Below are 19,441 nucleotides of genomic sequence, written 5' to 3' on the forward strand. Positions count from 1 at the left end.
AGGCGGGTCGCACCGGCGTTTGATAGATATCAGCTCATGCCTCTCATTCCCGAGGAGCCTCAGATTCACGAGAGTGCCCAGGGTCCCCGCGTCACTCCGGCCAGTGGCCGAACCGCGCCGACCCCTCGCCCCGTACCCGGTCCCCGTCCCGTGGCTCCGCCGCGTCCCGGCCGTCCGGGTCCTGTCCGGCCCATGCCGGCCCAACGCACCCCGCGCGAGCCGCTCGTGGCCGCGCCGGGGCCGTCCGTCAAGGCAGCCGCACCCGCTGCCGCCGCCCCGCAGATCCAGCTCGTCCCGGCCTCGGCCGAGGGTGCGCTGGACGCCGCCGAAGAAGCCGTCGACCTGCTGCTGGAGTCGGGCCGCGCCCCGGGTGAGGTGCTGGTGATCACCACCGGCGACCCCCACCCGTGGGCCGCGCACGAACTCTCCTTCGGCGAGGCCGCGTACTGGGCGCAGCACGACGCCGGCGACGACGTCTTCTACGCCGACGCCACTGCCGCGCGCCGGGCCGCTTCCCGTCCCGTGGTCGTGGTCGCGGTCAACGGTGGTTCCGGCGAGACTGCCGCCACCGCACTGCCCCTGGCCCTCGGCCTGGCCGGTGCCCTGCTGATCGTCTGCGGCGACCCGCAGCAGATCAACTCGGTCCTGGCTGCAGGCGTCTGAGCGCGTTCCGGACCCGGTCCGGAACGCGCCCGGCGCGACACTGAGGGTGCCGCCACGGCGGCACCTGTACGGCGGTCGCTTCGGCGTACCCGTAATGCGTCCACGCCCGCAGGTTCTGCCGGCCACTCGTTCGTGTGGTGCTAGGGCGTGTGTGGAGTTGTGATCTCGTGGGCCCCCGGCGCAGGAGGGTCGGGGGCCTTGGAGTAAAACGGTGGGGTGTCTCGACCTCAACTTTCTGATGCCGAGTGGGAGTTCATCTCCCCGTTCCTGCCGGTCGGTGAGTACGGGCCGTACCCGGAGAATCTGCGGGCGCACTTCGAGGGCGTCGTGTGGCGGTTCAGGAACGGTGCGAAATGGCGGGAGTTGCCCGAACGGTTCGGGCATTGGTCCACCGTTTACGGCCGGTTTCGGCAGTGGCGGGATGCCGGGGTGTTCACCGCGGTGTTCCAGGGTGCGATCGCCGAGGCGGCGAAGCGGGGCCTGGTGGACTTGTCGCTGGTCAGCGTGGACTCGACCACGGTCCGGGCCCATCATGATGCTGCCGGGATGATCGTGGAGCCGGAGATCCTGGACGCGTTGGAGAAGGCCGCCGCGGAAAAGGGGGCGCCGGCCAGGAACAAGACGGGCAACTGGACCCGGAGCGGGAAGAACGGCGGCGCGTGAGGCGTCGCCGCAGGGCCCGACTCGCCACTGCCGGCCTGGGGCGTTCCCGTGGCGGACTGACCACCAAGACGCATCTGTCCTGTGTGCCGCAGTGCCTGCCCCTCTCGCTCAAGATCACTGCGGGGCAAGCCGGAGACAGTCCGCAGTTCATCCCCGTCCTGGACAAGATCCGCGTCCCCGGCCCGGTCGGCCGGCCCCGCACCCGGCCCGACGCAGTCGCGGGCGATAAGGCGTACTCGTCCCGCCAGAACCGTTCCCACCTGCGCAAACGTGGGATCAAAGCGGTCATCCCCGAGAAGAAGGATCAGGCCGCCCACCGCAAGAACCGCGGCTCACGCGGCGGACGGCCCGTCACCTGGGACAAGCAGCTGTACAAGCTCCGCAACAGCGTCGAACGCACCATCAACAAGATCAAGGACTGGCGCGGTCTCGCTGTCCGTTACGACAAAAAGCCTGAAAGCTACCAGGCCGGACTCGAATTATGCGCCGGCCTCCTCTGGATCCGACACCTCGGATCACAGCCTTGATCACAACTCCACACAGGCCCTAGGTGCCGTGATGGGCGTTCGCCCCTTGCCTGCGGATTTTCCTGCTCAAGGTCGGCGTCAGGGTGGGAGACCGACCTCTTTCCGTGTCCGCCTTCGGCATCCGCCGCCTGGTGCGGCATGGGCGCATTGCCCGGCATGCGTGTAACCACCCGGCCGCCGTGCCTTGCTCAATGGCGCCTTCTGGCGACCGAGGGCCTGGGTGCGCCCCACGCCCGAGCCGTGCGTCCGTGGCACACCTGTGCATGAGGCGTACGGCCCTGGAGCGGGCCCGGTCGAACGTTCGCGGCCCGCCTCCCCCGGGGCGGGCCGATGCCTCGCGACTCGTCCGCTTCTCAGCGGGCGGCCGCCCGGCGCATGACCTCCGACGCGACGCCTCCCGTGCGGGGCAGGGGCGGCAGCACCTCGCCCGCGAAGAACTCCGGCGGTGAGTCGGAGTTGGGGCGGCGTCCGCCGCGGCCCTCGCCGAGAACCTGCCAGCCGTCACGCGTCAGGGTGATGTATGCCCCGCACCGCAGTCCGTGGAGCGTGCAGGCATCCCGCAGTCCCCACATCCAGGCCCCGTCCTCCTCCGTCCAGCGCGCGTCGCCGTCCCGGCAGTACAGCAGTACGGCCGTGCGTGCGGGAGAGCGGCGCCGCAGGTCGTGCGGGATGACCCGGCGCAGCTGTGCGAGCAGCGCGTTGCGGAACATCCAGCCGTCGGCCGGTGCCGAACGCCGCGTGAAGGAGGCGCTTGCCATCAGCCGCTCGTCCTGGTCGAGCACCGCGACCACCGCCGTCGACGGTCTGGGTCGGTGCCGAGCGTGGAGGCCGCTCACGACCTCACGGGGATCGCGCAGAAGCGGAATTCCGGCCGAGGCCCATTCGGCGGGTTCCAGCATGCGGGTCAGTGGATTGGTGGAAGCGGCGGACAGGTCGGGAGACGTCGACATGGATGCCGCCGAGGACGGAGCGAATCCGAAGGTCACGGTCCTCCCTTCGGCTACGTGCCCATACAGCGGGCGGGGTCGGACTTGGGGGAATGGCACGCCGCAGCAGAGCCCTACCGGACCACGGGCAAACCGTGCGGGGAGCGGACCTCAATTCTTCCTGGCGAAATGGGTTGCGGCAACGAGCAATTGGGGCCACAGACCGTTTTCAGGCGATTAGCGTCCTATATACCTGCCCGGTGTTTCGAATCGCGACACACGAGTCACGCTTGTACGGCGAGGACCAGCGGCAACACTGCCTGGGCACCCGCTTTGCGAAGCATCCGCGATGCGACCGCCAGCGTCCAGCCCGTCTCCGTGGCATCGTCCACCAGCAGCACCGGACCACTCGCTTCCTTCAAGGCTTCGGCCAGCCGCGGCGGCACGGTCAGGGCCCCGTCGAGTGCCTTCAGCCGCTGAGCGCTGTTGCTCCGGGCGATCTGCGCCACCTCGCCGACGTACTCCACGGAACCCAGCAGCGGCAGCCGGCCGATCTCCGCGATCCGCGCACCGAGCGACTGGATCAACTGCGGCCGCGAGCGCGAGGCGATGGTCACCACGCCGACCGGGCGTGGCTGCGCGTCGGGCTGCCCGGAGGCCCAGCCGCCGGGGCCTTTCGCCCAGTCGGTCAGGACGCCTACCACGGCCTTGGCGACATCGTCCGGAACAGGTCCGTCCGGGGCCTGCGGGGCGAGTATCGGCCGCAGTCTGTTGCCCCAGCCGATGTCCGAGAGTCGTCCCAGTGCGCGCCCCGTAGCGGCCTGTTCGCCGGCCGGGATACGTCCCTTCAGCTCGACGCCGACGGACGCCAGTCCGGTCGGCCACATCTTGCGGGGCTCGACGTCGACGCCCGCGCGGCCGAGTTCGCCGTTCGCCGCGTCCAGCGCGGCGGGGGACACGGCCGTCTGGAACCGGCCGCCGGCGCAGTTGTCGCAGCGCCCGCACGGCGTGGCTCCCTCGTCGTCCAACTGTCGACGGAGGAACTCCATTCGGCAGCCGGTCGTCGATACGTAGTCCCGCATCGCCTGCTGCTCCGCCGCCCGCTGCTTGGCGACCCAGGCGTAGCGCTCGGTGTCGTACGTCCAGGGCGCGCCCGTGGAGATCCAGCCGCCCTTGACCCGGTGCACGGCTCCGTCCACGTCGAGCACCTTGAGCATGGTCTCCAGGCGGGACCTGCGCAGGTCCACCAGCGGTTCCAGCGCGGGCAGGGAGAGCGGGCGCTCGGCGCGGGCCAGCACGTCCAGGGTGCGCCGCACCTGCTCCTCCGGGGGGAAGGCGATCGAGGCGAAGTACTCCCAGATCGCCTGGTCCTCCTTGCCCGGCAGCAGCAGCACCTCGGCATGCTCCACACCGCGGCCCGCGCGTCCCACCTGCTGGTAGTAGGCGATCGGGGAGGAGGGGGAGCCCAGGTGCACCACGAATCCCAGGTCCGGCTTGTCGAAGCCCATGCCCAGCGCCGACGTGGCGATCAGGGCCTTGACGCGATTGGCGAGCAGGTCCTCCTCGGCCTGCTGGCGGTCCGCGTTCTCCGTCTTCCCGGTGTACGACGACACGGTGTACCCGCTCTGGCGCAGGAACGCGGTGACCTCCTCGGCCGCGGCCACGGTGAGCGTGTAGATGATGCCGGAGCCCGGCAGGTCGTTCAGATGCTCGGCCAGCCAGGCCATCCGGTGCGCGGCGTCCGCCAGTCGCAGCACGCCGAGGCTCAGGCTCTCCCGGTCCAGCGGGCCGCGCAGGACCAGCGCATCGGTACTCACTCCGGTGCCCAGCTGCTCGGCGACATCGGCCGTCACGCGCGCGTTGGCCGTCGCGGTGGTGGCCAGCACCGGGGTGTCGGGCGGGAGGTCGGCGAGCATGGTGCGCAGGCGGCGGTAGTCCGGCCGGAAATCGTGGCCCCAGTCGGAGATGCAGTGCGCCTCGTCCACCACCAGGAGGCCGGTGGCCGCGGCCAGTTTGGGCAGCACCTGGTCGCGGAAGTCGGGATTGTTCAGCCGCTCCGGACTCACCAGGAGGACATCGACCTCGCTCGCCGCCACCTCGGCCTGGATGGTCTCCCAATCCTCCGTGTTGGAAGAGTTGATCGTTCGTGCTCGGATTCCGGCTCGGGCCGCCGCCTCCACCTGGTTGCGCATCAGCGCGAGCAGCGGCGAGACGATCACCGTGGGTCCGGCGCCCAGCTCGCGCAGCAGCGCGGTCGCGACGAAGTACACCGCGGACTTGCCCCAGCCGGTGCGCTGCACGACCAGTGCTCTGCGCTTGTCGGCCACCAGCGCCTCGATGGCGCGCCACTGGTCCTCGCGCAGCCGCGCCTCGCCCGTCCGGGCGCCGACCAGGCGGGCCAGGACGGCATCGGCAGCGGTCCGGAGGTCTCCGCGGGCGGCATCGGGTGCGTTGTCAGTGACTGTGGGTCGCGGGTATTCGTTGGTCATGACTCCATGCAACCCGATGGGTCTGACATAGCGCGAACGATCCGTCGAGCTGTGGACAACTTCTGTCGTGATCATGGTGATGGTTATCCACAGGCCCAACCGGAATCTCGCGATCCGCGGGATGGTCACCGCATGACGAATCACGACGAAGCGACCGGCACGTCCGGCGACGAGAACATCAGCGCGGTCGGTGGATGCGGCTGGAACCCCGGGCGCGATCGATCCGGCGGCGAAGGCAATCACAGCGGCCGGAGCGGGACCGGCGGCCGTGCCGGAGACGGGTGGGAGGGCCCGGGCGGCGGGTCCGGCGAGGGATGGGACGGTCCGGGCGGCCGGTCCGGACGCGAGGGCCGGGACCGGACGGACCGGCAGGCCGACCCGGAGGTTCCCGGCGGTACGGCCATTCCCGGCGGGCTGCACCACGGGGGCGGCGTGGCCCGTGCAGGTGACGAACACCATGCGGGCGTCGCGGGCCTCCCGGGCGGGGAGCATCAGGTGACCCTCCGTACCCCGGCAGAACTGGCAGACGCGCTGCCCTATCTCCTCGGGTACCGCCCCGAGGACAGCATCGTGCTGGTCGCCCTGCACGACCGGGAGCGGAGGGGCCGGTTCGGCGGCCGGGCCCGCCTCGGCATCCCCGCCGGCGCGGAGGACTGGCCGTCCGTCTCCGACCAGCTGGCACAAGGGCTGGTGAAAGGGAGCGAGCGTCGAGGCGCCCGCCCCGAGAGCATGGTCGCGTACCTCTGTCAGGAACCGGGGAAGGGCGAATCGGGGCTGGAGGTCATGGAACGCCTGCGCCCGCTCGCGCAACTGCTGCGAACCGCCTGCGGACGCCTCGACGTTCCGGTGATCGAGGCTCTCTGCATCTCCGACGGCCGTTTCTGGTCGTACACCTGCCCGGGACAGGGGTGCTGCCCGGCCGAAGGCACGTCGATGGGGCTGCCGGGGACGTCCGTCCTCGCCGCCGCCGCGACGTACGCGGGCCTTCAGGTGCGCGGGTCCCTGAAGGACCTGACAGCCAGGCTGCTTCCCTGGGAGTCCACCGCCGCGCTCGGCCAGGAGGTGGCGCTCGACACGGCCTGCATGGCCCTCGTACCGAGGATCCTGGAGGACGACAGCCGCGCCGAGGTGGCCGAGGAGGCCCTCGCGCTGGCCCGGCGGATCAGGGACCGACTCGCGGTCGCTTCCGCCGTGTCCGGCACGCGTCCGTCGGACCTGCGCGACGACGGACTCCTGGAGAACGACGAGGCCGCCACACTGATCCTCGGCCTCCAGGACCGTACGACCCGTGACCGTGCCGCCCAGTGGATGGAGGGCGACGAGGCCGCCCCGGCGCTGCGCCTGTGGCGAGCCCTGGCCCGTCGCTGTGTCGGTCCCTACCGAGAGCATGCCGCGGCACCCCTCACCCTCGCGGGGTGGGTCGCCTGGTCCATGGGCGACGAACTGGAAGCACGAGAAGCGCTCGCCATGGCTCTCGGCGCCGATCCCGACTATCTGTTCGCCCGCCTTCTCCACCAGGCATGCAATGAGGGCTTGGATCCGGAATCCGTCCGACGCTGCCTGCGCGCGGAGCGTACGGGCCCTGGCTCGACGGACGCGGAGCAGCCGACCGATTCCGCCGCGCCCCTTCCGGCGGCCGACCCGACTCGCTCTGCCCACGTACCGGACACCCCACCCTCGACGCCTGCCACTCGCCGCCGCCGCAAGCCCCGCCCGACCGCGAACGGCGGAAACCGACCGGGCCGACGCGGCCCCGGGACCGCGAGTGCCCAACGGCGTCGCCCGGCCGGCGATGCCTCGACGGCCGGTGACCGACCGGGGCGAGCAGCGGACAGGGCGGACGATCGGCTGAGCGCGCGCGGCGACAGTAGTCGGCGGGATGCTGGGGAGGACAGGTGATCGGCTGGGACACAGCACGGCGGGACGGGTTGGGGACGAAGACCGGCCACCCCACTCGGCCGAGGCCGGGCGGGATTCCCGACGCCCCGAAGGCGGACCTCGTCCCGGTCCTCCCGCTGACTGGTGGGATTCCCGGCGGCCACGACACCTTCTGTGCGGTCGACCTCCGCTCGGCGGGTGCTCGTGCGACCGGCGGGCCGGCCCACCGCCATTCGGACGGCTTCCCGGGGCAAAGGCGTGACCCCGGACAGGGCTGCCCCGTTCACCTGAGTGGCGGAATCCGTGGCCGGATTGCGCCGCCGCAACGCCCGCGACCCTGCGGAGCCCCCACCAGGAGCCGAGCGCGCTCCAGGCGCACCGAGCGCGGAGGAAGCCACCCCATGCCCTTGCCCCATCCGTCCTGGGCCCCCGACGGCGGCCCTCCGCCCGGGCGCGAGTCCGCCCAGCCCGTCAGACGTGGGGGAGCCCCGGCGGCCCCACGAGCCGGCCGCGACGCCGGTGCGTCCTCCGTCCCGGGCGGGCGAGGCCCCAGCGTTCCCCGGATGTCCCTTCCCGTGCCGGGCCGACCGGCGGACCTGCCGCCCGCCCACACCACCCTGATCTGTGTCGCTCTTCCAGGACTGGTGATCTCCACGGAGGAGGGACAGCTTTCCGGCCGTGGGCTGGAGGGGTTCTACATGGCGGGTCGGCGGATACTGTCCCGCTGCCAGGTCCGGGTCGCGGGCCGGGAACCGCTCGCGGTGCAGGCCCGGATGCTCGCGGCCGACCGAGCCCGCTTCGTGGGTACGCTGCGCGCCTCGCCCGACGCAGGTCCGGACCCGGACGTGGTCGTCGAAAGGACACGCCATGCGGACGGCACCGAGCTGATCACCCTGCGCAGCTCGGCCTCTCGGGCACTGCGCCTGCCCGTCGAGGTCGCCCTCGGGACGGATCTCGCGGAACTGGGCGACGTCGCCTCGGGCCGGGCCGGCACCGAACGGCCGGCCAGCGTCCACGCCGCCGGCCTGCGCTGGTCCTGCCCCACGGGGTTCGTGACCGTCACCGCCGACCCGCCACCAACAGACGCCCTGGCCTCGGCGGGACTGCTGCGCTGGGAACTCGAACTGCCGCCGGGCGGAACCCTCACCTTGGAACTGCACGTCCGGCCGGACGGTCAGGGGCCGGTCAGAGCGGTGGGCCGCGGCTCGGCGAGCCCGTTCGCCGAGGCCCGGGTGCTGAGCGACGAGCCCGGGGTCGAAGCGCTCCTGCGTACCTGCGTCGATGACCTTCGGGCCCTGCTGCTGCGCGACCCCGGGCATCCGGCCGACACACACCTCGCGGCGGGAGCACCTTGGCGTTGCGGCCTGGCGCCGGCCGAGGCGCTGGCCGCGGCCCGGATGACCCTGCCGCTCGGCACGCGTCTCGCCGCGGGCACGCTGCGCACCCTCGCCCGCACCCAATTCGCCGGTCCGGGACCACGCTCCGGACTGATTCCGGGACCGCTCCGGGACAGCGGGCCGCACCTGCCGCCGGGATGCACGGCGACCGAGGCAACACTGCTCTTTCCCGTGCTTCTCGCGGAGGCCCGGCGCTGGGGACTGGCCGAGCGGGAGGTCGAGGAGCTGCTGCCCGCGGCCGAGCGGTGTCTGGACTGGCTGCGGACCACGGTCGGCGACAGCACGTATCTGCCCGACCCGCAGCCGGGCGGACCGCTCCGCTGCGAGACACAGGCGCACGCGCACCGTGCGGCGCTGCTCGGCGCCGATCTGCTCGACGCGCACGGTCGGACGGGTGGCGCGGGGCTGCGCCAGTGGGCCCAGGCGCTGCGGACGGCGTTCCGTGACGACTTCTGGGTCGAGGACCGGGCCGGTGGCCGCCCGGCCGGCGCCCGCACCCCGGACGGGCGCCTCGTGCCCCAGCTCGGTTCGAGCACCGCCCATCTCCTCGACACCGGTCTGCTGGGCTCCGGAGAGCTGGCCCCCGGTCTGCTCGACAAGGCGCGGACCGAACAGCTCGCGCGACTGCTCGGCGGCCCGGCCATGGACTCGGGCTGGGGGTTGCGCAGCCTCGGGGCGAAGGAAGCGGCGTACAACCCGTTCGGCCATCGCAGCGGGGCCGTGCGCGTCCAGGAGACGGCCGTCGCCGTCACCGGGCTCGCCGCCGCGGGCTACGAGACGGAGGCCGCCGCACTGCTGCGCGGCGTTCTGGCGGCGGCCGAGTCCTTCGGCAACCGGCTGCCCGAGATGTACGCGGGGGAGCAGCGCACGCGGGGCGGCGCCCCGCTTCCCCATCCGGCCGCCTCCCGGCCCGCGGCCACCTCCGCCGCCGCCGGGGTGCTGCTGCTCACCTCCCTGGCCGGGATCCGCCCCGATGCGCCCGCGGGAACCGTGACGCTGAGCCCGTTCCGGGCCGCGCCCCTGGGAGAGATCGCGCTGACGGGCCTGCGGATCTCGGGCGCCCCCTTCTCCGTACGCGTCAGCGGACTCGGTCTCGCCATGGTGGAGGAGGCCGGCGACGGACTGCAGCTGGGGATGTGACGTCGCGGGAAGCGTCTCGGGTCGATGGCCCTCGGCCGCGGGGTGCCGTACCGGACGGAAGTCGATCAGCCATGGACAGGGCTCCCGAAGGAGGTGTTTATCGTCAGGCAGACGACTATGATCGCGGCATGCCCTACGACCCGTCAGCCTTTCCGCCCTTCGCCGTGACCGTGGACCTGGTCGTGCTGACCGTGCGCCGCCATGCCCTGTGCGCGCTGGCGGTACGACGGGGCGAGCAGCCGTTCCAGGGGCGATGGGCACTGCCTGGCGGCTTCGTAAGGACCGACGAGGACCTCGCCCAGGCCGCGGCACGCGAGCTCGCCGAGGAGACGGGCCTGTGCGCCCACGACCCCTCCGTGCCCGCGCAGGACAACGGTGCGCACCTCGAGCAGCTCGCGACCTACGGTGACCCCAAGCGTGACCCCCGGATGAGAGTGGTGAGCGTCGCGCATCTGGCCCTCGCCCCCGACCTGCCCGCGCCCCGGGCGGGCGGCGACGCGAACAGCGCACGCTGGGCCCCGGTCGAGGAACTGCTGCAACAGGGAGGGTACGGACGCGACGGGGAACAGGCGGCGCCGCTCGCCTTCGACCACGCGCAGATCCTTTCGGACGGCGTGGAGCGCGCCCGGTCCAAGATCGAGTACTCGTCGCTGGCGACCGCCTTCTGCCCGACCGAGTTCACGGTGGGCGAGCTGCGCCGCGTCTACGAGGCCGTGTGGGGTGTGGTGCTCGACCCGCGCAACTTCCACCGCAAGGTGACCGGCACGCCGGGCTTCCTGGTGCCCACCGGGGGCACGACCACACGCCAGGGCGGGCGCCCCGCCCAGTTGTTCCGCGCGGGCGGCGCCACGCTGCTCAACCCGCCGATGCTGCGCCCCGAGGTCTGAGGAGGGCGGCGAACACGGTTTTGGGCCCCTGAGCCTTGGCGTGTTCGCGAGAGCCGCGAGGCCAGTCGGAGATGAGCCGCATGGTGCCCGAAAAATCGGAAATGTAGCGCTATCTTGCTTTGGGTGATCCAGGCCATCGGACTGACCAGCAACACCCGCAAGGCACGTCCGCCCGCCGTTGACGACGTGTCCTTCGAGGCGCCCGCGGGCCACGTCACAGCGCTCCTCGGAGCCCCGGGCGCGGGCAAGACGACGGCGCTGAAGCTCATGCTCGAACTTCGACAGGGCCGTGGAATCACCTACTTCCGAGGCAGGCCGCTGCATCGGATCGCCCATCCCTCGCGCGAAGTCGGCGTGCTCATGGGCGAGGTACCGGGACATCCCGCGCGCACGGTTCGCGGCCAGCTCCGCATGCTGTGCGCCGCCGCCGGCGTACCCGTGCGCCGTGCGGACGAAGTCCTCGAAGTGGTCGGGCTCGTCAGCCTCCGCGACGAGCGGCTGGGCAAGCTTTCCCGCGGTATGGACCGCCGGCTCGGCCTGGCCTGCGCGCTCCTGTCCGACCCGCACACCCTCGTGCTCGACGACCCCGCGGACGGACTGTCCGTCAGAGAGGGCCGCTGGCTGCACGGGATTCTGCGCGCACACGCGACACAGGGCGGCACGGTGCTGTTCACCACGGACGACCCCAAGGAGGCCGCGCGAACCGCCGACCGGGTCGTCACCCTGGACCAGGGCCGCCTCGTCGCCGACCAGGAGGCCGCGGAGTTCGCCCGCACCCGGCTCCGGCCACGGGTCGCCGTCCGCAGCCCGCACGCCGCCCGGCTCGGTTCCCTCCTGACCAAGGAGGCCCGCACGGCGCAGCGCTCCGTCGAAGTCGTGCGCGAGGAGGGCAACCGGCTCTCGGTGTACGGCAGCACCTGCGCCGACATCGGCGAGACGGCCTTCCGGCACGGCATCCTCGTACACCAAATCGCCGACGAGACAGGTGACATGGGGCCGGCGACAACCCCCGCCGACGAGGAGGGTGAGCACCCTGCCGACGAGTCGTGCCCCGCCGAGGCACCGGCCGCGAACGACCTCTCCGCCCTCCCGCCGCCCATCGCCCTACGCCACGCCCGGAGCCCGCTGCGCCCCCTGCGCTACGAACTGCGCAGAGCCACCGGCGTCGGCACCGGTTATCTCACCGCGGCCGCTGTTCTCATCGCCTCGGTCCTCCTGTCCGTCCTGCTGGCCAGAATCGGTCACACGCCTCAACCGCGCCTGCTGGCCGCGTGGCCGCGGGAACTTCCGCTGCCGCCCGCCGCGCTCGGCGCCGGGCTGCTGGGCGCCGTCGCCTTCGGCGAGGAGTTCCGTCACCCCGCCCTGGCCGCGGACCGGGGCACCGTCCCGCGCCGGCTGGGGCTGCTGAGCGCCAAGCTCCTCGTCGCGTCGGCCACCGCGCTGACGCTGGCGTTCCTCACGGTGGGATGCGACCTCGAAATGCTCTACCTCGTCTACGGACGGGAGCTCACCGGAGTTCCGTCGGACTGGCTTTCGCTGAGCGCGAGTTGGTTCGGGCTCGTGGTGGGCTGCGCGTGGGCCGGCGTGCTGGCGGCAGGCATCTTCCGGTCCACCGCCGCCGGGCTCGCGGCGGTGCTCGCCGTGCCGGTCGTCGTCGTACCGCTCGTACAAAAGGTCTCGCAGGGGCCGTCTGTGCGGTCGGCGGCCGGGTTCCCCGAGCGGCTTCGGGAACTGGTTCTCATGCAGTGGCCGTTCGGTGGGGAGCGCTACCTGGCGGCGGGCGTGCGGGTACTCGCCCAACCTGTGGGCGGAGCGCTGATGTTGTCGCTGACCGCCCTGCTCTGCGCATATCTGCTCACGACCCTGCGGAGCCGGGTCCGATGACGACCGTCCGCACCCTTCCGTTCCCCCTGTGCGCACAACTCCCCGAAGAACGCTCATTTCTTTCCGATAAGGCGTCAATTGCGACGGGGTGAGCGATCACCCTTTCGTGTGCTTTTCACCAAAGACCTCAAGGGAGTTGGAGTCGGCGCCGACAAAAGACCCGTGAGTACCCTTGCGCAGACCATGATGACCGCCGCCCGTTCCTCAGACTCCGGCCTGGCCGGACCGGGCGAACTCGACCGTTACCCCTATACCGACGCTTCCGGTGTCGACCGCGTGGGCCCCCCTGTGTGGGAGAGCGCCGAGCCGGAGCTCGGCCGTGTCGGCCGACGCGCCGCCGGCAGCCGTGGACGCGGACTGCACGGCCAACTCGTCCAGCAACTGGGCCAGATGATCGTCTCCGGAGACCTCGGCGCGGACCGTCCGCTCGTGCCCGAGGAGATCGGCCAGCGGTTCGAGGTCTCCCGGACCGTCGTCCGTGAGTCGCTCCGCGTCCTGGAGGCCAAGGGGCTGGTCAGCGCCCGCCCGAATGTCGGCACGCGCGTGCGTCCCGTCAGCGACTGGAACCTCCTCGACCCGGACATCATCGAATGGCGGGCCTTCGGACCGCAGCGGGACGACCAGCGGCGCGAGCTGAGTGAGCTCCGCTGGACCATCGAGCCGCTCGCCGCGCGCCTCGCGGCCGGACACGGACGCGAGGAGATCCAGCAGCGGCTCGGCGACATGGTCGAGATCATGGGCCACGCCATGTCCCAGGGTGACTCCCTCACCTTCTCGCGGGCCGACGCCGAGTTCCATTCGCTGCTCATCCAGCTCGCGGGCAACCGGATGCTGGAGCACCTCTCCGGGATCGTGTCGGCGGCGCTCCAGGTCTCCGGAGGTCCGATCACCGGCTGTGACCGGCCGAACGACGCCTCGCTCGGACACCACGCCCGCATCGCCGACGCCCTCGCGGCCGCCGACGGCGCGGCGGCCGAGACGGCCATGCGGCAGCTCCTCGCCGTCCACCCCGAGGTGGAGCGTGTCGTGCCCGCGCCGCGCGAGCACTGATCGCGCACCGAGGGTGACGCGGTCCGGAGTGCGTACGCGCCCGTGGCGTTGCCAGGCCGACGAACCATCGCTCGGCGGGACCCCATCGAATCCTTCGGGGATTCGATGGGGTCCCGACGGCGCGACCGGGCGGCGGATCATGATCTGACCTGGTCTGACAGGATCTGCCATCTTTTGGGTTCTTACGGGGTGTGACTCGGGCCACGTAGATTGGGCGTAACGCTCTTCGGGGCAGCGCGATGACCTAAGAGGTGATAGCCGAGGAGGGAATACAGACGCCGTGTGTGGCGCTGTGTATCTTCCCGGCCCCCGCCCGCGCCGTCGGCCCATCCCCAGTCGGCGGTCGTCGGTTCCTGTCCACAATGGACGGGGCCGGAAGCCGTTTTCCAACGTTCCGAGAGGTTGTTCGTGTCGGCCAGCACATCCCGTACGCTCCCGCCGGAGATCGCCGAGTCCGTCTCTGTCATGGCGCTCATCGAGCGGGGAAAGGCTGAGGGGCAGATCGCCGGCGATGACGTGCGTCGGGCCTTCGAAGCTGACCAGATTCCGGCCACTCAGTGGAAGAACGTACTGCGCAGCCTCAACCAGATCCTCGAGGAAGAGGGTGTGACGCTGATGGTCAGTGCCGCGGAGCCCAAGCGCACCCGAAAGAGCGTCGCAGCGAAGAGTCCGGCCAAGCGCACCGCCACCAAGACGGTGGCGGCCAAGACGGTGACTGCCAAGAAGGCCACTGCCACCGCGGCTCCGGCTGCCCTCGCCGACGATTCGGCCGAGGACGCGTCCGCAGGCAAGGCCGCTGTAGCCAAGAAGACGACGGCGAAGAAGGCCGTCGCCAAGAAGACGGTCGCCAAGAAGACGGCGGCCAAGAAGACGAGCGCCAAGAAGGACGACGCCGAGCTCGTCGACGACGAGGCGGTCGAGGAGACCCCGGGCAAGTCCGGAGCCGAGGAGCCCGCCGAGGACGGCGCCCAGGGCTTCGTCCTGTCCGACGAGGACGAGGACGACGCGCCCGCGCAGCAGGTCGCCGCCGCCGGTGCCACCGCCGACCCGGTCAAGGACTACCTCAAGCAGATCGGCAAGGTCCCGCTGCTCAACGCCGAGCAGGAGGTCGAGCTCGCCAAGCGCATCGAGGCCGGTCTGTTCGCCGAGGACAAGCTGGCCAACGCCGACAAGCTCGCTCCCAAGCTCAAGCGCGAGCTGGAGATCATCGCCGAGGACGGCCGCCGCGCCAAGAACCACCTCCTGGAGGCCAACCTCCGTCTGGTGGTCTCCCTGGCCAAGCGCTACACCGGTCGCGGCATGCTCTTCCTGGACCTCATCCAGGAGGGCAACCTCGGTTTGATCCGCGCCGTCGAGAAGTTCGACTACACCAAGGGCTACAAGTTCTCGACGTACGCCACCTGGTGGATTCGTCAGGCGATCACCCGCGCCATGGCCGACCAGGCCCGCACCATCCGTATCCCGGTGCACATGGTCGAGGTCATCAACAAGCTCGCGCGCGTGCAGCGCCAGATGCTCCAGGACCTGGGCCGTGAGCCCACCCCGGAGGAGCTGGCCAAGGAGCTCGACATGACCCCTGAGAAGGTCATCGAGGTCCAGAAGTACGGCCGCGAGCCCATCTCGCTGCACACCCCGCTGGGCGAGGACGGCGACAGCGAGTTCGGTGACCTCATCGAGGACTCCGAGGCCGTCGTCCCGGCCGACGCGGTCAGCTTCACGCTCCTCCAGGAGCAGCTGCACTCTGTTCTCGACACCCTGTCCGAGCGCGAGGCGGGCGTCGTCTCGATGCGCTTCGGTCTCACCGACGGTCAGCCGAAGACCCTCGACGAGATCGGCAAGGTGTACGGGGTGACCCGTGAGCGGATCCGCCAGATCGAGTCCAAGACCATGTCGAAGCTGCGTCACCCGTCGCGCTCCCAGGTGCTGCGCGACTACCTCGACTAGGCCTCGGCCGCACCTCGACGAGGGCCCGACTCCCCATGGGGGTCGGGCCCTCGTCGTATGCGCGGACGGAGTGCGTGCCTCCGCTCACTGGATCACTCTGGGTGTTCCACGACCATCCCAGTGTGAGGAGCACACATGCGCCGTGCCTATGTCCCGATGCTGGCCCTTGTGGCCGCCGCAGCGGTGATACCACTGACGTCCCCCGCCCTGGCGTCCTCCGACAGCGTTGTCATCGGAAGTCGTCCGGTCCAGATCTCGAAGAGTCCGTGGACGGTCGCGCTGTCCAGTCGTGACCGGTTCGGGGGTACGCGCGCGGGGCAGTTCTGCGGAGGAGTCGTCATCGGTCCTACGACGGTCGTGACCGCGGCCCACTGCCTCGGAGACGACGTGCTGGGGGCGCCGCCGCGCCAGGCGGGCGATCTGAAGGTCATCGCGGGGCGCGAGGACCTGACGACCGGCGACGGCAAGGAGATCCCCGTACGCGACATCTGGGTCAACCCGCACTACGACAGTGATACGAACGCCGGGGACTTCGGCGTGCTGACCCTCGCCGAGCCGCTGCCGGCCGCCTCCGCGATCCGTATGGCCCCCTCGGGCGATCCGGCGTACGAGCCGGGTACGGCCGCCGTGGTCTACGGCTGGGGCGACCTGACGGGCGGCGGCGACTACGCGAGCAGCCTGCGGGCCGCGGATGTGCACGTGCTGTCCGACAGCTCGTGCGAGCGGGCCTATCCCGGCAGTGAGGCCGGGACCTACGACGCGGTGTCCATGGTGTGCGCCGGGGAGCCCGCGGGCGGCCATGACGCCTGTCAGGGGGACAGTGGCGGGCCGCTGGTCGCCCAGGGTCGTCTCATCGGACTGGTGTCGTGGGGGAGCGGCTGCGGGCGAGCAGGGAGCCCGGGTGTCTACACACGGGTCTCGGAGGTGGTCCAAGCGCTCGACGCGCGCCGCTGAGAGTTCTTGGTGATGCGGTACGAGTGTGGGCGGTCACTCCCTGTGTCCAGGGGGTGACCGCCCACTCACCGGCCTGTCGCCGGCACCCGCTCGTCGTTGATGTGAAGGGTCAGCGATCTTCGTCGTTGACGCTCTCGGGAACGGACGTGAGCCGCTCCGTCTCGTCCTGTATCTCAGCGGCGATCTTCTTGAGTTCCGGCTCGAACTTGCGACCGTGGTGGGCGCAGAAGAGCAGTTCTCCGCCGCTCAGGAGGACGACGCGCAGATATGCCTGGGCGCCGCAACGGTCGCAGCGGTCAGCGGCCGTCAGCGGGCTCGCGGGGGTCAGAACAGTAGTCACGTCGCCTCTTCTCTAGCTCGACGAGCTGTCGTACCAGGGTCAACATCCAACCAGGCCGAAAACGTTCCCGCTCGCGGCTTTTCCTCGAAATTTTCTTTCGAGCCGGCTGTCTGCTGCCGGTTGGCGGCGAATGAGCCGTATTGCGTGTCTTCGTGTCTGTACGGGTTCGCGCTGTCTGTCAGGTGTCGGTCCTCCCGGCTGGATTGCCGGTTGTTCATGAGGACGTGCCCGGAGCCTAAATGGTTCATGCCTCGAAGGGAACGTGATATGTACTTCACTCCATCGAGGGATCGAACACCCATGCGACCCTGGACTAGTGTGAGTTCATGCGAGGGTGGTGCTACAACGGCTCTACCAGGCCTCGGTACCCTCTGAGCGGCGACCGAAGCCGGCCCTTACCCAAAAGGGTCTCCCATGAAATTCAGCGAGGAGCGAACCGCGTGACCGCCGAGACGTCCGTGCCGTCCACAGCGCTGCTGACCGGAGCAGACCGGGACGGTTCCAACTACACCGCGCGGCACCTGCTCGTCCTTGAGGGGCTCGAGGCAGTGCGGAAGCGCCCGGGCATGTATATCGGGTCGACCGACAGCCGCGGCCTGATGCACTGCCTCTGGGAGATCATCGACAACTCCGTGGACGAGGCCCTGGGGGGCTACTGCGACCACATCGACGTCATCCTGCACGACGACGCCTCCGTCGAGGTGCGGGACAACGGCCGTGGCATCCCCGTCGACGTGGAGCCCAAGACCGGCCTCTCCGGCATCGAGGTCGTCATGACCAAGCTGCACGCCGGCGGCAAGTTCGGTGGCGGCTCGTACGCTGCCTCGGGCGGTCTGCACGGCGTGGGCGCCTCCGTGGTGAACGCGCTCTCCGCCCGGCTGGACGTCGAGGTGGACCGCAATGGCCAGACCCACGCCGTGAGCTTCCGCCGCGGCACGCCGGGAGCCTTCCGGGCCGACGGCCCCGACGCCGCCTTCGACGCGACGAGCGGGCTGCGCAAGCTCAAGCGGATCCCGAAGACCCGCACCGGCACACGCGTGCGCTACTGGGCCGACCGCCAGATCTTCCTCAAGGATGCCAAGCTCTCCCTGGAGCACCTCCACCAGCGTGCCCGCCAGACCGCCTTCCTGGTGCCGGGCCTGACCATCGTCGTCCGTGACGAATACGGGCTCGGCGACGGCGGCAGCAAGGGCGAGGAGTCGTTCCGCTTCGACGGCGGGATCAGCGAGTTCTGCGAGTACCTGGCCGCCGACAAGCCGGTCTGCGACGTTCTCCGCTTCTTCGGGCAGGGCACCTTCAAGGAGACCGTCCCGGTCCTCGACGACCACGGGCAGATGACTCCGACCGAGGTCACCCGTGAGCTGGGCGTCGACGTCGCGATGCGCTGGGGCACCGGTTACGACACGAACCTGAAGTCGTTCGTGAACATCATCGCCACGCCCAAGGGCGGCACCCATGTCGCCGGCTTCGAGCAGGCCGTCGCCAAGACGATGAACGAGGTCCTGCGGGCCAAGAAGATGCTGCGGGTCGCCGAGGACGACATCGTCAAGGACGACGCGCTGGAGGGCCTCACGGCCGTCGTCACCGTGCGTCTCGCCGAGCCGCAGTTCGAGGGGCAGACCAAGGAGGTCCTCGGTACCTCGGCCGCCCGTCGCATCGTGACGAACGTGGTGACCAAGGAGCTGAAGGCGTTCCTGACCTCCGCGAAGCGGGACGAGGCCGCGCAGGCGCGGGTCGTCATGGAGAAGGCCGTCGCCGCCGCTCGTACGAGGATCGCCGCCCGTCAGCACAAGGACGCGCAGCGCCGGAAGACGGCTCTGGAGTCGTCCTCGCTGCCCGCCAAGCTCGCCGACTGCCGCAGTGACGACGTCGAGCGCAGCGAGCTGTTCATCGTCGAGGGCGACTCCGCGCTGGGTACGGCGAAGCTGGCCCGGAACTCCGAGTTCCAGGCGCTGCTGCCGATCCGGGGCAAGATCCTCAACGTTCAGAAGGCGTCCGTGACGGACATGCTGAAGAACGCCGAGTGCGGTGCGATCATCCAGGTCATAGGGGCGGGCTCCGGGCGGACCTTCGACATCGACGCGGCGCGTTACGGGAAGATCATTCTTCTCGTCGACGCCGATGTCGACGGCGCGCACATCCGGATTCTGCTGCTCACGCTGTTCCAGCGTTACATGCGGCCCATGGTCGAGGCCGGGCGCGTGTTCGCGGCGGTGCCGCCGCTGCACCGGATCGAGCTCAGCCAGCCCAAGAAGGGGCAGGACAAGTACGTGTACACGTACTCGGACCGTGAGCTGCGGGAGACGGTGTTGGAACTGCAGCGCAAGGGTGTGCGCTACAAGGACTCGATCCAGCGGTACAAGGGTCTCGGTGAGATGGACGCCGATCAGCTGGCCGAGACGACGATGGATCCGCGGTTCCGGACGCTGCGCCGGATCAACATCTCCGACCTCGAAGCATCCGAGCAGGTGTTCGATCTCCTGATGGGGAACGACGTGGCTCCGCGCAAGGAGTTCATTTCGAGCTCGGCTGCGACGTTGGATCGGTCGCGTATCGACGCGTAGCCCTCCGGGCGGTCTCCGGGCCGGGTTCGTTGTGGGGGGGGGGCGGGGCCCGCCCCCCCCCCCCCCCCCCCCCAAAACACCCCCCCCCCCCCCCCCCCCCGGGCGGGGGGGGGGGGGGCCCCCCCCGCGCGGGGC

12 protein-coding genes and 1 pseudogene are annotated in these 19,441 nt (G+C 70.7%); 10 read left to right on the top strand and 3 right to left on the bottom strand.

Translation table 11 applies throughout. The annotated features are described in order from the left end of the window. The first annotated feature begins 36 nt into the window (after positions 1-36). Together ACFYR3_RS34450 and ACFYR3_RS34455 are read left to right on the top strand one after the other, a co-directional pair. Positions 37-663: a hypothetical protein gene (locus ACFYR3_RS34450; protein WP_356784458.1), complete on the top strand. Its 627-nt coding sequence runs from the start codon at positions 37-39 to the stop codon at positions 661-663. Between the two features lie 216 nt (positions 664-879). Next, a pseudogene (locus ACFYR3_RS34455) lies at positions 880-1,853 on the top strand (IS5 family transposase). Positions 1,854-2,206: 353 nt separating this feature from the next. On the opposite strand, the gene ACFYR3_RS34460 reads toward ACFYR3_RS34455, so the two are convergent. Both ACFYR3_RS34460 and ACFYR3_RS34465 read right to left on the bottom strand, forming a co-directional pair. Then, complete coding sequence (locus ACFYR3_RS34460) at positions 2,207-2,839, bottom strand: hypothetical protein (RefSeq protein ID WP_355850248.1); 633 nt, start codon at positions 2,837-2,839, stop codon at positions 2,207-2,209. Between the two features lie 224 nt (positions 2,840-3,063). Then, positions 3,064-5,268 carry a RecQ family ATP-dependent DNA helicase gene (locus tag ACFYR3_RS34465; protein WP_389285851.1) on the bottom strand — a complete coding sequence of 735 codons (2,205 nt, stop codon included), beginning with the start codon at positions 5,266-5,268 and terminating at the stop codon, positions 3,064-3,066. A gap of 132 nt (positions 5,269-5,400) precedes the next feature. Here ACFYR3_RS34465 and ACFYR3_RS34470 point away from each other — a divergent pair, with 132 nt between their 5' ends. The 7 genes from ACFYR3_RS34470 to ACFYR3_RS34500 all read left to right on the top strand — a co-directional run bounded on the left by ACFYR3_RS34470 (position 5,401) and on the right by ACFYR3_RS34500 (position 16,402). Next, positions 5,401-7,167, top strand: a complete 1,767-nt coding sequence (locus ACFYR3_RS34470) for a DUF4192 domain-containing protein (protein WP_389285853.1) — start codon at positions 5,401-5,403, stop codon at positions 7,165-7,167. 542 nt (positions 7,168-7,709) lie between these two features. Further along, complete coding sequence (locus ACFYR3_RS34475; protein ID WP_355850256.1) at positions 7,710-9,683, top strand: glycogen debranching N-terminal domain-containing protein; 1,974 nt, start codon at positions 7,710-7,712, stop codon at positions 9,681-9,683. A gap of 128 nt (positions 9,684-9,811) precedes the next feature. Beyond that, a complete protein-coding gene (locus ACFYR3_RS34480; protein ID WP_261707644.1) occupies positions 9,812-10,570 on the top strand; it encodes an NUDIX hydrolase in 759 nt (252 codons plus the stop codon). A gap of 123 nt (positions 10,571-10,693) precedes the next feature. Continuing rightward, positions 10,694-12,454: an ABC transporter ATP-binding protein gene (locus tag ACFYR3_RS34485; protein ID WP_355850259.1), complete on the top strand. Its 1,761-nt coding sequence runs from the start codon at positions 10,694-10,696 to the stop codon at positions 12,452-12,454. A gap of 162 nt (positions 12,455-12,616) precedes the next feature. Continuing rightward, positions 12,617-13,504: an FCD domain-containing protein gene (locus ACFYR3_RS34490; protein ID WP_355850262.1), complete on the top strand. Its 888-nt coding sequence runs from the start codon at positions 12,617-12,619 to the stop codon at positions 13,502-13,504. 408 nt (positions 13,505-13,912) lie between these two features. Then, on the top strand, positions 13,913-15,448 hold the full coding sequence (locus tag ACFYR3_RS34495; RefSeq protein WP_355850265.1) for an RNA polymerase sigma factor: 1,536 nt from the start codon (positions 13,913-13,915) through the stop codon (positions 15,446-15,448). A 135-nt stretch (positions 15,449-15,583) separates the two neighbouring features. Then, positions 15,584-16,402, top strand: coding sequence for a serine protease (locus tag ACFYR3_RS34500; protein WP_355850268.1), 819 nt, complete (start codon positions 15,584-15,586; stop codon positions 16,400-16,402). 109 nt (positions 16,403-16,511) lie between these two features. On the opposite strand, the gene ACFYR3_RS34505 is transcribed toward ACFYR3_RS34500, so the two are convergent. Then, positions 16,512-16,742: a hypothetical protein gene (locus ACFYR3_RS34505; protein ID WP_103549626.1), complete on the bottom strand. Its 231-nt coding sequence runs from the start codon at positions 16,740-16,742 to the stop codon at positions 16,512-16,514. 440 nt (positions 16,743-17,182) lie between these two features. Between ACFYR3_RS34505 and ACFYR3_RS34510 the strand changes: the two genes are divergently transcribed. After that, entirely contained in the window at positions 17,183-19,306 is a 2,124-nt protein-coding gene (locus ACFYR3_RS34510) for a DNA topoisomerase IV subunit B (RefSeq protein WP_355850271.1), read from the top strand. Positions 19,307-19,441 lie beyond the last annotated feature (135 nt).

The sequence above is a fragment of the Streptomyces sp. NPDC005784 genome (assembly GCF_042871525.1).
In the GTDB taxonomy this organism is placed as follows: domain Bacteria; phylum Actinomycetota; class Actinomycetes; order Streptomycetales; family Streptomycetaceae; genus Streptomyces.

Bases quoted from the DNA above. Each gene is read 5' to 3' on its own strand.
- ACFYR3_RS34470 (WP_389285853.1), top strand. From the start codon at position 5,401: ATGACGAATCACGACGAAGCGACCGGCACGTCCGGCGACGAGAACATC.
- ACFYR3_RS34465 (WP_389285851.1), bottom strand. From the start codon at position 5,268: ATGACCAACGAATACCCGCGACCCACAGTCACTGACAACGCACCCGAT.
- ACFYR3_RS34450 (WP_356784458.1), top strand. From the start codon at position 37: ATGCCTCTCATTCCCGAGGAGCCTCAGATTCACGAGAGTGCCCAGGGT.
- ACFYR3_RS34500 (WP_355850268.1), top strand. From the start codon at position 15,584: ATGCGCCGTGCCTATGTCCCGATGCTGGCCCTTGTGGCCGCCGCAGCG.
- ACFYR3_RS34475 (WP_355850256.1), top strand. From the start codon at position 7,710: ATGTCCCTTCCCGTGCCGGGCCGACCGGCGGACCTGCCGCCCGCCCAC.
- ACFYR3_RS34480 (WP_261707644.1), top strand. From the start codon at position 9,812: ATGCCCTACGACCCGTCAGCCTTTCCGCCCTTCGCCGTGACCGTGGAC.